Genomic DNA, 12,090 nt, shown 5'->3' on the forward strand with positions numbered 1-12,090 from the left:
TGATCGCGGGACGGCGGGGCCGTCAGGATTCGGCGATGACGTATCGGTTGCGGCCGTTGCTTTTTCCTTCGTAGAGCGCCTGATCGGCCCGCTCGATGACGTTCGCCAGGTCTTCGCGCTCGCCGGCCTGCGCGAGCCCGAGGGTCACGGTCAGCCGCAGGACTTCATTGTTGTCGATCGGCACGGGGGTGGTGCCCACGATTGCAAGGACACGTCGCGCCGACTGCCTGGCCTCGGTGGCCGATTTGCATTTCAGAAGCCAGAGAAACTCTTCTCCGCCGTAGCGATAAAGCGGCTCGTCGTCGCGCAGGCTGCGTTTCAGCGTGTCGGCCAGATGGCGCAAGACCCGGTCGCCCACGGGATGACCATAGGTGTCGTTGATTGGCTTGAAATGATCCACGTCGATGATGACCACGTACAGCAGGGTGCGATTGCGCCGGGCTTCCTTCTGGTACAGGGCGAAATCGTGCTCGATGCCGTAACGCAGCGGCAGTTGGGTGAGCGGGTCGCGGCGCACCGCCGTCGAAAGGATCAGCGTCTTGAAGCGGGCCAACAGGCCGAGCAGCTCGGATTGCGACTGTTCGAAGGCTTCCAGATCGGCCTCGCGCCCCGGCCGGCCGGTCAGGATCTCGCGGCAGATCGAACGGATGGCGTCGTGCATGGTCTGGTGCACTACCTCCACGCGGCCGGCGGATTGGGCATCCAGTATCTCGAAATGACTTCGGTTCGCCATGAACCAGCCGCCGAAATGGCACAGGGTGTGCGCCTGGAGGTCGAGCACATCCTCGCCCGGCGTCGAGCGCAGGACAGCGCAACGTAAAATGCGGCGTGTCCAGCTCATGTGCGCTTCGACGGCAGCGTCGAGTTCGGCTATGAAGCGATCGGTATCTGCGGGCAGCTCAGGCATGGCGACGTTCCCTCCCTAGCGTTGCACGAGCAGTTTTTCTCAATCCTGATACTCCGTTATTGCGTGCGGTACAGCGTAGCCCTAAATTTCGCGCACGACGCGGAAACCCAGATTGAGGTCCAGTTCATTCTCCAACCGGCGGCGGCGTGCGGCAGCCCGGCAGTCCTCGGGACCATCGAACCAGGAGCCGCCCTTGGTGACCACGGCTTGCGGCTTGCCGGGCAGGGGACGCTCGGGGAGGCTGGCGTGATCGCGTGTCCAGGGACTGGCTGTGAATTCCCATACATTGCCCGCCATGTCGTGCAGGCCCCAGCGGTTGGCGCGCAGCTTGCCGGCCTCCATCGCGCCGCAACGGACAAAGCAGCGCGACAACAAGCGCGGCCGCTTGGGGCGCGCGGCGTCATAGCCCTGACTCGCGTTATAGAGCGCATCCGCCGGCGTGATGCGGTCGCCTTGCGGATAGGCACTCGACGCGCCGGCGCGATAGGCGTACTCCCATTCCTGTTCGGTGGGCAGACGGTAGCGCTGACCGGTCTGCTGGCTCAGCCAGGCGCAGTAATCGCGTGCCTCGGTCTGCCGCACGTTGATGACCGGCTTGCGACCGGACAGCCAGACCAGTTCCGCACGCCGCCGCCAGCCGGTGGCGCGGCCGTAGGCCTCGAATTCCTCTGTCGTGACGGGCAGCACGCCAATGGCAAAGTCCCGTTCGATCAGGGCGGCACGGCGCGGGCGATCCTGCGCCGGTGCCGCTTCCTGCGGCGCGGCACCGTATTCGAATGCACCTGCAGGGATGACGGCCAGCGCGGGGGCTGCGGTGCCGTCGGCCAGGCTATCCCGGAAATGGGTATCGGGCAGGCCGAGCGCATGCGCGGCCTTCACTTGCAGGGCGATCAGTTCGCCTTCGTGCAGGGCAAACGTATCGGGTAGGGTGGGGGCAATACGTTCGGGATCCATCGTGGCTGGAAGATGCAGAAAACCTGATTATTATGCCACTTTCGCGTTGACCGGATGACGGATGAGGCGGCATGGGCCACCCGCGATTTGGCGGGCCGCGCGCCCTAAGGGCGTGAATGAGGGCAAAATCGTGGAAAGACACTAAAATGTCATTCATTCGGACAACAATGGGCACACTGGGGACACCCAAACAATCCAGTGCCTCACCCTACAACATGCTTTACATCGACCTCTTCAAATCTCTCGAACGTGCCCGCTGGAACATGGAAACCGACATTCCGTGGGACAGTTTCGATGCCGCCAAGCTGACAGACGAACAGGCATTGACCATCAAGATGAATGCCATTACCGAGTGGGCGGCGCTGCCGGCCACCGAGATGTTCCTGCGCGACTTCGTACACGACAGCGATTTTTCCGCCTTCATGTCGATCTGGTTCTATGAGGAGCAGAAACACGCGTTGGTGCTGATGGAGTACCTGCGTCGCTTCAAACCCGACTTTGCGCCCACCGAGGACGAACTGCACGCCATCCGCTTCCCGTTCGATCCGGCACCGCCGATGGAAACCCTGATGCTGCACTTCTGCGGCGAAGTCCGTCTCACGCAGTGGTACAAGCGCGCCTCGGAATGGCATACCGAGCCGGTCATCAAATATATCTACGAAACCATCTCGCGCGATGAAGGCCGCCACGGCGGCGCCTATCTCCAATACATGAAGCGCGCGCTGAAGGAGGGCGGCCAGAGCGTTGCCGCAGCCTTCGCCAAGATCGGTTTCCTGATGGCGTCCAGCAAGCGTTCCGACAAGGCGCTGCACCCCACCAATCTGCATGTCAACGAAACCTTGTTCCCCAAGGACACCATCCAGTCGCGCTTGCCCAATCCGGAATGGCTGGAGCACTGGCTCGACGAGCAGATTCGTTTCGACGATGCTTGGGAAAGCAAGGTCGTCGGCGGCATTCTCCGCAACCTGTCGAGCCTGCTGGGCCAGACATTCGAGAACGTGCGCGACCTGAACAAATACCGGAAGCAGGCGCTGGCAGCGGTTTAGCGCTGCGCATTCCCTGCCTATTCGCGCCAGGAGAATTCACTCGCGCTTTCTCGCAACGGGCGATGGAGATCCTGCCGGACATAAGGCTGCGCATGGCCCGACATTGCCAGCGCAATGTCGACCTCCCACTTGTGAGTAGGGAAATAGCCGGACCAGGAAGGGCTGAAAGCCAGTAGCAGGAAGGCGCCCGCGAGGCCGGCCACGCCCTGGACGGCACGCCGGTGCCGCATCACCTTGTAGGCGGTCAGGCTGATTGCCAGCCCGAGGAACCAGCCCGCCATCACTTCGCTTGGGCTGTGCGCCCCCAATGCCAGCCTTGAAACTCCCACCGCGGCACCGATCGCCAGGCCCAGGGATACGCCGGAAAGACTGAAGCGACGGTCCGGCTCCGCCAGCAGCCGACCCATCCACACGGGAAGAATGGACGTGGCCAACATGGTGTGGCCGCTGATACCGGTAAAGTTCAAGGATGCGCTTCCCCACCCCCAGCCAATGAAAGCGATCTTGCTGGCGAGCACGATCGCCCCGCCTGCCGACATCGCCACCATCCAGGCCAGAAGGTCGGATTTCTGACCAGCGAGCCACAACTCGGCCGCGATGACCAGAAACAACGGCAGCGTGATGCTGGCAGCGCCCAGATGGGTGATCACGATCCAGAAATCAGCGGCATGAAAAGACATCGGTTTGACGGGAGCAGGCAGGAAGGATGGCAATGCGCAGCCTACCATCCGCAGATGAAAAATCGCTCCGGTGCCCGAAAGGTTGCCGGAGTATGAATCCCGACATCAAGGGCGGAACCTATGCCCAATGCGAGCCGTATAGCCGCAGGCTTGCCTTGAAGCCTTTCTCGTTCTCCAGCGGGATCGCGACATAGGGCTGGCCCTGCTCGTCGGTTTTTCCGTTCGCCGGAGTCGTCTTCGCACCCGACCATCCGCTGTCGGCCAGGACGAAGCCGACCTGCCAGGATGCGGCCGGGTCTGCTGGCGGAATGGCGCTGATCACGACCGTGTCGCGGAACAGGTATTCGCCGGGAACATAGTGGTCGTCACGCGAAGCATCCTCGCCGGTATAGGTGATCATCGATACGGCGAGCTGGATCGTGAACATCATTTCCCGGCTGTCGGACGGCCGCTTCGACAGATCGAGGAAGGTGGAGAAGAGATGCGGATGGCGCGCATCCGCCTTCAGTGTGCCGTCGTCCTCGAAGAGCTCGGCGCGCGAACGCAATATGGCGCTGTTGTTGGCCACCGTGCGGCGAGTGAGATCGAAATCGAGCGCGCCTCTGGTGGCGACCGCCACCTCGAAGTAGTAGCCGATTTTTTTCCCAAGCAGCTTCTGCAGCCTGGTCGCAGGCGGAAGCGGCAGGTTTTCGATTTCCAGCACGCCATTGACGCTGACGTCACCGAACAGGAAGCGGGTGAGATTCTGGAAGCCTTCCTCCGAATTCACGATGCCGTACGGACCGCTGTGGCTGCGGTGGACGTGGGCACGCGGCGCACCCGAAACATAGGCGTTCTCGATGCGCACCAGCCCGTCGCTCAGTTCGCCAGCAAGCAGCCGGGAGACGCCGCGCGCCACGTCGTAGTCCTTGCTGTTCGTGCCGACCAGGCAGAAGAACCGGCTCGGGTCGAATTTTCCATCGAGCGAATTGACCCCGACGTTCTTGTCCTTGATGTCGAGATACTTTCTCATCTCGTCGCGGTTGAAGTTGTTCATGTCCCACAGGCCGAAGAAATCCGGAACATTCATCCCGGCCATCTCGATGCCGTTGTGTGGCGTGGCGAACGTGAACACCTTGTCGACGAGCTTGCGTGCCGCGTCGCTGCCGGCCGCGCCGTTCTGGAGGAAGCAGCGGCAGACCAGGCCGCCCATCGAATGCGCCACCAGATACACCCTGAAGTCCTCGGGCTTCATGCGGCCGTCGAGGCAGACCTGGTCGCGCACGCGCAGGATCAGGTCGCTCAGCCCTTTCGCGGCGTCGACGATCGTGGGCACTTTGCCTGACCCGAAATCCGGATCGGCCGCATCGTAGTAGCGATGGATGATGATGCTCTGCGGCGGGATCGGTCCGGATTCGAGCTGCAGGCCGTCCCGGTAGATATCGCTGTAGCCTTCTTTCAGCAATCGCACGATGGGCGACTCGAAGAAGACCTTGCGCACCGCGCCGTCCCAGGCCTGGCGCGCCTTGGTCGAACCGAGTTCGAGGCCCATGTACGGCGTCGAGGTGGTTTCGGTGATTTCCGATTTCGTCATCGCGTAGCCGCGGACGTAGATGATGGGGTAACACGGGGTATCGGCCATGCCGTCCACTCCTGTTGCGGTTGGTATCGAGGGTATTCTAGGCGGCCTGGCCCTAGCGCCCCAAGGTTTGAATTAAGTACAGCCCAGGAAAGCAGGGGCCCACATGTTTGCCGCGCAGTGAACCCGGGGCTTCTCGCCTTCGTGTCTGGCCATGACCTCGAAGAATTCGAGGAGATCGGCGTAGGTAGGTGCCGATAACTGGACAGGAATATGCGCATAGCGCATGCCAAGCGATCCAACAACGCCAGTCTCAACAGGCAGCGAGTAGCGTGGATCGTCCTCGCGCAACGGGCCCACAGAGGGTTGCCCGGAGGTGCCCAGCCGATCATCGACAGCACGGTAGTTACGGATGCGGCTGAAAAATGGAGTTGTCCCTGGCAGGGAGAGGGGCGACTTAAGGGACGTGTTCTAGGCTGTCGCGCTTGAATGAATCGTTAAACATCGCCACCCGGATCGCCTTTGTGTACCTCATAGCGCAACTCAGCCATGCCAGTACCCAACTGATGGACAGACATCAGGCGCAGAGCTGGGCTGAGCACTCTGCGAGGAAAAAGTGGCTTGCCCTTGCCGAGGGTGGCCGAACCCACCTGGATGATAAGTTCGTCCAGTAAGCCAGCGTCGTAGAACTGACCCGCGAGATCCCCGCCTCCCACTATCCAGATGTTTTTGGTGCCCGCAGCAGTTCGCATTTCATCGTGGGCGTAGCGTACATCCCCATTGACGAATCTGATGTTCGCCCCTTCGATGATTGGAAGCCTGCGGCTGGAGAATATCCAGGCTGGCTGCGTATACGGCCATGCTGAGCCGGCCTCAGAGGCAAGCTTTTCAGCGTTGCGCACCATCCACTCGTAAGTTGAGGACCCCATTGCCAACGCACCCACATCAGCAATGAACGCTGGATAGCTGGAGCTATTCAGGTCGCCAAGCGGAAACAGCCAGTCAAGTGAGTCATTCTCGGTAGCAATGAAGCCATCGAGGCTGGTCGCTGCGAAATACTGCGTTTTCATTCTTGTGCCCTGAATATGATTTCATGCGCCTAGATGATGCCCACACGCTACCTGGTTCCGGGGCCGGGTGTCTCGTTCGCAAACTTGAAGGCGCTTGCCCGCTCGCTTTCGACAGGTCGAATCTCGAATGTAAGCCCACAGGCCAGGCAAGGATTCTGGGATGCCAGATCGGCGGCCTCCTGCAGGTTGGCCGCGCAGAAAAACCAGTAGCCCCCAATGACCTCCTTCGCTTCTGTATAGGGGCCATCCCTCACACCCGAGCGCGAGACCAGCTTGGCTTGCGTGGCAAGCCTCTGGCCCGGTTTGAGCCTGCCTTCTTGTACAAGACGATCGTGCCAGACATAGAAGGCGTCGATGGCGCGCTGGATCTCTTCCGGGGACTTGTCAGCGTCCCATTTTCCGCGTGAAAGAACCAAGAAATCGGGAAGGGGAGATATATCGGACATCAGCTTCTCCAGATTGAGCCGTGATGCAAACGTCTCAATTTAACGCATGCCATGGTCTTGCATCAATTGCTTCGGTTGAAGGAGATCCCAGAGATTGCCATAGAGGTCTTCGAACACCGCCACTGTTCCGTATGTTTCTTCCTTCGGCTCACGGACAAAGACAACGCCCTTGCTTCGGTAGTTCTTGTAGTCGCGCCAGAAGTCATCTGTGAACAGGAACATGAATACCCGACCTCCTGTCTGGTTGCCGATACGAGAGGCTTGCTCGTCATTTGCAGCGCGTGCCAGGAGCACGCGAGATTCAGTGGAGTTTGGTGGTGCAACGATCACCCAGCGTTTGTCTTGCTCTGGTATGTATGTGTCTTCGATCAGAGTAAAACCGAGCGTGCTTGTATAGAAGGTGATGGCTTCGTCGTATTCGCTCACCACGATGGCTACTTGACCGATTGACTGCTTCATGGATTTAGCCCTGCGGGACGGTGGCGCCGATTCTGGCACCGAACGAATGAAATGGATTTTCTGCCCCCCGACGCATCGTATGGGCCAGATTAAATAAGGTCGGCATCCGGCCAATCGAAAAAGGAGGAGAGTCCGTCGATCGGCTTCAAAAAAAGACCATTGTTCTCTCGCTCCAAAACGTATTACGTAGAGCCAACCAGCGCTGGGCGGCTTTATCGCGCAGCCTCCAGCGATTGAAAGGAGCGAGGTTGAGCCCGGGTTAGGCATGTGTGGCCAGCTTCAGGCCAACTATGCCTGCAAGGATGAGCGCAAGACTGATCAGCCGTGCAGCGCTCGCCGATTCATCAAACAAGACAATGCCCAATATTGCTGTACCAACGGCACCGACACCCACCCAGATAGCATAGGCCGTACCGACGGGGAGGGATTTCATTGCAATGCCGAGCAAGCCAAGGCTGATTAACATTGCAAATACAGTGCCGACAGTTGGCCAAAGACGAGTAAAGCCCTCGGTGTATTTGAGTCCAATCGCCCATCCGATTTCGAATAATCCGGCCGTGACAAGAATTACCCAATTCATAGATACCTTTCTAATGCACGGAGCCGTCCCCGATACAGGATGGAGTGGCGAGGTCGTCCTCACTTCCAAGAGTGCCCACATAGAAGTGAGCGGCCCGCGCGGCTTTTTGCGCAGCCCCGCCCGACTGCCAGGTTATGCGGCGTAGGTATCATAAGTTAGACGGTACAAGCAGAAAGTGCGAAGGCCTCGCTTTTCAGGCACATGAGAGTTCTCGAAGATAGCTCAGCCATTCGTTACAGCGCTCCGTGAGGAGGTCACATAACGAGGATGATAAATGGCGCCGCCAGTCGCATGTCGCAATGGGTCCATGGTTAGGCTGCACTCTTGCGCCTGGAAACGTCTAGTGCGTTGTTGAGGACGACGGCGGCCTGGACAAGAGCCATCAGTGCCGCTTCATTGATCGAGGCGCCCTCCGCGAAATCGATGGCACGCCTGGCTTTCCCTTCTAGGCTCGCGTTGAAAAGCCCAGAAGGATCTGCAAGTGATGCGCCTTTCGGAAAGGTCAGTTTGACAGCCTTCTTATAGGTTTCGCCGGTGCAGATGATCCCGTTGCAGGACCAGACAGGTGTGTTCCACTTCCATTCTTCGGTGATCTCAGAGGACGCTTCCCTGATAAGTTCTCGGAGCTGGGCAAGTAGTACCCCCCTCCAATCCTGCAAGCCCTGGATGCGGGCGTCGATCAGTTCAGAGGGTGACTTGTCCGCGTCCGAAGTGGGAGTCTTCTTTGGGAATCGCTTGATCTGAGTCTTGGCCCCTAGCATTGAAGTCTCCCGAAAGGTGCTGTTGCGGCATCGCGGTTTTCGTGCGGCCGAAAGCCGGCCGCTCGATGGAAGGGCTAGCTTTCATTGATGATTATTCAGTGCTGAGTGACGACGATCGGTTCGCCCTTGGTAATTATCATCGTGTGCTCGTATTGCGCCGATAAGTTGCCATGGCTTCCAACCAAGGTCCATCCATCGGACGTCTCGGTCACCATGCGGCTCTTTGTTGAGAGGAAGGGTTCGATGGTGATCACCATGCCCTCTCTCAAGATGCGCCTGTCCGTCGGATCAAAGTATCCGGCAATGTGCTCGGGGGCTTCATGAAGTGCACGGCCAACCCCGTGGCTGCCGAGGTTCTCGATAATCTTGAAGCCGTATGTCTTCGCAGTTCGCTGGATTGCAGCGCCGATGCCATTGATGGGCTGGCCAGCGCGGGCCTGCTTCATGGCTTGCTCGAGGGCCGTGCGGGTGGCGTGGCACAAGCGCGTTTTCTGTGGGTTGGTCGGAGGTACAACTTTCGTTCCTCCGGTATCGGCGAAGTATCCTCCCAACTCGGCAGAAACATCGACGTTCAATACGTCGCCAGGTCGAATCACCCGGCCCCCTGGGATGCCGTGGGCGGCTTCCTCGTTGATGCTGATGCAGGTTGAGCCCGGGAAGTCGTATGTGAGTCTAGGCGCCGATCGTGCGCCGTGTCTTTCAAGCAATTGCTCACCAAGTGAATCCAGCTCGCGCGTAGTCATGCCGGGTTCGGCAGCATCGAGCATCTCCTGAAGCACGTATGAAACGATCTTGCCTATGCGTTTGAGTGCAACGACATCATCTTCGGTTTCGATGGTCATGTGATTTCCTATCTGAATACGTGAGAATACCCGGGAAGGGATGAGGCCGCACCTCACGCTACCGGTGAATGGACGACTTTGAATCGCTCGCATGCGATAGCCATGTCGCACTGAAGATGCACCCAGATCCTGCGACAATGCGGACCAGATCGATTGAACATTGGCGGGAATCGCCATCGAGCCTCTTCTGTATGGCCTAACAACCGGTTGTTAGGCCCCCTCACTGACGCACATAGCGCAAGTGTGTGGCGGCTGGGCCATCAAGAACCCTGTCAATCCGAAACTGCGGCCCGGGCTCGCGTAGGTTCTCGAAGAGCCGCCGCCCGCCGCCGAACAACACAGGCGCCAAGGCGATTTCCAGCTCCTCGACGACACCCAGGTTTAGGTACTGCTGGATCACATCCGCTCCACCCGCGATACGAATATCACGACTGCCTGCGGATTCCCGGGCTAGCTCTAGGGCACGTTCCGGTCCGTCATTGATGAAGTAAAAGGTCGTCCCGCCAGGGCGTACCCAGGGTTCGCGTTTCTCATGGGTAAGAACGTATACCGGTGTGTGAAACGGAGCCTCCTCTGGCCAAGCGACCTCGCCTTGGTCGAACATTCGCTTGCCCATGACGTTGGCACCGATGCGCTCCGTAGTGCTGCGAAGCAGGTCATTGACCGGACCGGTCTCTCCCCCTGGTCCGAGTTTGAGGTTCTCGCGGAAGTACTGTTGATTGAGGACCCAGGCCATCAGCGCCCCCCACTTGGCGCCCCAGTTCTTGTATTCAGGCTTGCCCATGGTCATTCCTTCAGGTGCCATGTAGCCATCGAGGCTAAGTCCAATGTTGACGAATACCTTGCTCATGATTTTCCTCTCGCATGTTCGGATGGCGGTCTGACGTTGGCGTTAAGCCGCACCGTTAGGCGTCGGCTTGAATGAATTGTTAGCGCTCTCCGATTAGATAAAGGAGCTCAAATATCAGTATTGGCGAAATATTCACGGTTCGCACAGAAAGATTTCCACCCGCTCTTTTCCCTTGCCAATGTTATTTCTCTTGAGTCGGATCTGACCGATCTCTCCTGTTGACCGGACGTGCGTGCCGCCACATGGGACGCGGGAAAATCCTTGGATTTCCCAGTATCTTCTTTCATTCAATATGTCATCGAAGTCGGTCGCTATTCTGCTGTTGGATGAGATGATCTGATTCGCCATTTCGGAAAAAGCGGGAAGGAGCGGAGAGATGCTCTCAGGCCATGCGAAGTCGATCCGAGCCTTATCTGGGCCGATATGAGCGCCAACCTTGCCCACACCATTTAGCTCTTTGTAGAAGATTTCAAGAACCAATTCTGCAGCGAAATGAAGGCGCATCAGTCGATGGCGCCTTTCCCATTCAATTTCAACTTGCACGGACTGACCAACCTGAAGCCCGTGAGAGGGCGGCAGAGTATAGATAATCCGCAATCCCTCTTTCCTTGCCGAAAGCACCTGGATACCTGCAATTGAACCGTGATCGCTCTCTTGCCCGCCCGAAAAGGCGAAGAATATTGTGGATTCCAGTTCGATTTCGCAGCCATTAACCGAAGAAACACAGGTTGGATGCGAAGTCGCGTACGGATCATCCCAGAAGACTTTCTTTGTCATACATCCTCTAATAACGTGGGGCGCCCTAATGTTTGACATGAGAGGCCTGACCAGGCTTGCCGGGGCAGGTCCTCTCGATGGAAGGGTTAGAGCGCATTTTGCTCAGGCTCAAAGTTCCTTCGGGAGGGGCAAGCCTTGGCTGCGGAGAAACGAAATTTTGTCCCAGTAGCCTCTCTGAAGTTTGATCTTCCCGTTTACGACGTGGAAGAAGCCGCACCCGCGAAGGCCAAGCGGATCACGCCATTCCAAGATAGCCCACTCGCCTTCTTCGAAGATGTTTTCGACCAAGCAAACCATATTCGCCGCTGCGAACCCAGAGGCAAACATTGCCTTGATTGCTTCTCGTCCCACGACGGGGGATTCAGCGACTTGATGATTGATGGCCTCTTCCGTGTAGAAGCTGGCTAGGGCATCGATATCTGCATGGTTGAATGCTTCAACCCAGGCTTGAACAAGATGGCGTGGCTTCATGGTCTTAGACATTGACGATTTACTGTTCGGCGGTTCTCTAATGCGTACTGCCATAACCGGCGTGCAAAAGCAGAGCGAAACGGCTCTTTTGCACGTCCGGGTTGATGGCGTTGTTAGCCAGCCGTTTCTCCAATGAAAATCACGGAAGCTGGTTTCTGGGTCTTTGGGTGGGTCGGCTCACGTACTTCACATAGCTGAAAACCACTATCAACGAACAATTTTATCCAGCTCTCCAAGGTCCTAAAATACCACGGCGCCGGGTTAGAGAAATTGCTACTGAACCCGGCCCATGAACCTTCGCGCCACCCATCCCGGTATGGCAAGTCACCGCACGCCATCACTGGGTGAAGGGTTTGTACGACAAATGTGCCATGTGAATTTAGCAGGGATGGAACAGCCTCAAATACTCCCTCAACCGATTCTTTTCCGAGTAACGCGAAGTTACAGACAACGACATCAACCAAAACTTTGAGTTTCCCAGCAGCAATCTCTTCGTAAGACAGNATGCGAAAATCTCCGCCACCGGCGCGCCNGGCTTCTTCAACAAGTTTTTGTACAACATCGATACCTACAGCATGCATATCTCTGGCGGCAAGTTCACGAACAAGCCATCCTTCGCCACAGCCAATATCAAGGACGGAGCGTGGTAGACGGCTGAGAACGGCATCAATGATGGCTTGATCCGTAAT

Annotated in this window: 15 protein-coding genes; 1 reads left to right on the forward strand and 14 read right to left on the reverse strand. The window is 58.0% G+C overall.

Going from position 1 to position 12,090, the window contains the following annotated elements; translation table 11 throughout:
- Positions 1–22: 22 nt before the first annotated feature.
- Both B058_RS0110500 and B058_RS0110505 read right to left on the reverse strand, forming a co-directional pair.
- Positions 23–907 (reverse strand): diguanylate cyclase, encoded by an 885-nt coding sequence (locus tag B058_RS0110500; protein ID WP_018508442.1) that lies wholly within the window; start codon positions 905–907, stop codon positions 23–25.
- 81 nt (positions 908–988) lie between these two features.
- Entirely contained in the window at positions 989–1,861 is an 873-nt protein-coding gene (locus tag B058_RS0110505) for a formylglycine-generating enzyme family protein (RefSeq protein ID WP_018508443.1), read from the reverse strand.
- Between the two features lie 215 nt (positions 1,862–2,076).
- Between B058_RS0110505 and B058_RS0110510 the strand changes: the two genes are divergently transcribed.
- Complete coding sequence (locus B058_RS0110510) at positions 2,077–2,907, forward strand: ferritin family protein (RefSeq protein ID WP_026240838.1); 831 nt, start codon at positions 2,077–2,079, stop codon at positions 2,905–2,907.
- Positions 2,908–2,924: 17 nt separating this feature from the next.
- Here the strand turns inward: B058_RS0110510 and B058_RS16850 are convergent, their stop codons facing one another.
- The 12 genes from B058_RS16850 to B058_RS17550 all read right to left on the reverse strand — a co-directional run bounded on the left by B058_RS16850 (position 2,925) and on the right by B058_RS17550 (position 12,090).
- Positions 2,925–3,587, reverse strand: a complete 663-nt coding sequence (locus B058_RS16850) for a phosphatase PAP2 family protein (RefSeq protein ID WP_157265780.1) — start codon at positions 3,585–3,587, stop codon at positions 2,925–2,927.
- Between the two features lie 118 nt (positions 3,588–3,705).
- Positions 3,706–5,208, reverse strand: coding sequence for a lipase family alpha/beta hydrolase (locus B058_RS0110520; RefSeq protein WP_018508446.1), 1,503 nt, complete (start codon positions 5,206–5,208; stop codon positions 3,706–3,708).
- Positions 5,209–5,642: 434 nt separating this feature from the next.
- On the reverse strand, positions 5,643–6,215 hold the full coding sequence (locus B058_RS0110530) for a dihydrofolate reductase family protein (RefSeq protein WP_018508448.1): 573 nt from the start codon (positions 6,213–6,215) through the stop codon (positions 5,643–5,645).
- A 47-nt stretch (positions 6,216–6,262) separates the two neighbouring features.
- Entirely contained in the window at positions 6,263–6,661 is a 399-nt protein-coding gene (locus B058_RS0110535) for a YciI family protein (RefSeq protein ID WP_018508449.1), read from the reverse strand.
- Positions 6,662–6,700: 39 nt separating this feature from the next.
- Positions 6,701–7,120 (reverse strand): VOC family protein, encoded by a 420-nt coding sequence (locus B058_RS0110540; protein ID WP_018508450.1) that lies wholly within the window; start codon positions 7,118–7,120, stop codon positions 6,701–6,703.
- 259 nt (positions 7,121–7,379) lie between these two features.
- The gene (gene sugE, locus B058_RS0110545; protein ID WP_018508451.1) at positions 7,380–7,700 is read right to left on the reverse strand and encodes a quaternary ammonium compound efflux SMR transporter SugE; all 321 of its coding nucleotides are present in this window, start codon (positions 7,698–7,700) and stop codon (positions 7,380–7,382) included.
- Between the two features lie 311 nt (positions 7,701–8,011).
- Positions 8,012–8,461, reverse strand: a complete 450-nt coding sequence (locus B058_RS0110550) for a DUF1801 domain-containing protein (protein ID WP_018508452.1) — start codon at positions 8,459–8,461, stop codon at positions 8,012–8,014.
- A gap of 95 nt (positions 8,462–8,556) precedes the next feature.
- On the reverse strand, positions 8,557–9,303 hold the full coding sequence (map, locus tag B058_RS0110555) for a type I methionyl aminopeptidase (RefSeq protein WP_018508453.1): 747 nt from the start codon (positions 9,301–9,303) through the stop codon (positions 8,557–8,559).
- A 220-nt stretch (positions 9,304–9,523) separates the two neighbouring features.
- On the reverse strand, positions 9,524–10,153 hold the full coding sequence (locus tag B058_RS0110560; protein ID WP_018508454.1) for a dihydrofolate reductase family protein: 630 nt from the start codon (positions 10,151–10,153) through the stop codon (positions 9,524–9,526).
- A 132-nt stretch (positions 10,154–10,285) separates the two neighbouring features.
- The gene (locus B058_RS0110565) at positions 10,286–10,930 is read right to left on the reverse strand and encodes an alanyl-tRNA editing protein (protein WP_026240839.1); all 645 of its coding nucleotides are present in this window, start codon (positions 10,928–10,930) and stop codon (positions 10,286–10,288) included.
- 108 nt (positions 10,931–11,038) lie between these two features.
- Positions 11,039–11,401 (reverse strand): nuclear transport factor 2 family protein, encoded by a 363-nt coding sequence (locus B058_RS0110570; protein WP_018508456.1) that lies wholly within the window; start codon positions 11,399–11,401, stop codon positions 11,039–11,041.
- 113 nt (positions 11,402–11,514) lie between these two features.
- Positions 11,515–12,090 (reverse strand): class I SAM-dependent methyltransferase, encoded by a 576-nt coding sequence (locus tag B058_RS17550; protein WP_081616728.1) that lies wholly within the window; start codon positions 12,088–12,090, stop codon positions 11,515–11,517.

It is taken from the genome of Thiobacillus thioparus DSM 505 (assembly GCF_000373385.1).
In the GTDB taxonomy this organism is placed as follows: Bacteria; Pseudomonadota; Gammaproteobacteria; order Burkholderiales; family Thiobacillaceae; genus Thiobacillus; species Thiobacillus thioparus.

Coding starts and splice junctions, on each gene's coding strand:
- B058_RS0110500 (WP_018508442.1), bottom strand. CDS start 907: ATGCCTGAGCTGCCCGCAGATACCGATCGCTTCATAGCCGAACTCGAC.
- B058_RS0110505 (WP_018508443.1), bottom strand. CDS start 1,861: ATGGATCCCGAACGTATTGCCCCCACCCTACCCGATACGTTTGCCCTG.
- B058_RS0110510 (WP_026240838.1), top strand. CDS start 2,077: ATGCTTTACATCGACCTCTTCAAATCTCTCGAACGTGCCCGCTGGAAC.
- B058_RS16850 (WP_157265780.1), bottom strand. CDS start 3,587: ATGTCTTTTCATGCCGCTGATTTCTGGATCGTGATCACCCATCTGGGC.
- B058_RS0110520 (WP_018508446.1), bottom strand. CDS start 5,208: ATGGCCGATACCCCGTGTTACCCCATCATCTACGTCCGCGGCTACGCG.
- B058_RS0110530 (WP_018508448.1), bottom strand. CDS start 6,215: ATGAAAACGCAGTATTTCGCAGCGACCAGCCTCGATGGCTTCATTGCT.
- B058_RS0110535 (WP_018508449.1), bottom strand. CDS start 6,661: ATGTCCGATATATCTCCCCTTCCCGATTTCTTGGTTCTTTCACGCGGA.
- B058_RS0110540 (WP_018508450.1), bottom strand. CDS start 7,120: ATGAAGCAGTCAATCGGTCAAGTAGCCATCGTGGTGAGCGAATACGAC.
- sugE (WP_018508451.1), bottom strand. CDS start 7,700: ATGAATTGGGTAATTCTTGTCACGGCCGGATTATTCGAAATCGGATGG.
- B058_RS0110550 (WP_018508452.1), bottom strand. CDS start 8,461: ATGCTAGGGGCCAAGACTCAGATCAAGCGATTCCCAAAGAAGACTCCC.
- map (WP_018508453.1), bottom strand. CDS start 9,303: ATGACCATCGAAACCGAAGATGATGTCGTTGCACTCAAACGCATAGGC.
- B058_RS0110560 (WP_018508454.1), bottom strand. CDS start 10,153: ATGAGCAAGGTATTCGTCAACATTGGACTTAGCCTCGATGGCTACATG.
- B058_RS0110565 (WP_026240839.1), bottom strand. CDS start 10,930: ATGACAAAGAAAGTCTTCTGGGATGATCCGTACGCGACTTCGCATCCA.
- B058_RS0110570 (WP_018508456.1), bottom strand. CDS start 11,401: ATGAAGCCACGCCATCTTGTTCAAGCCTGGGTTGAAGCATTCAACCAT.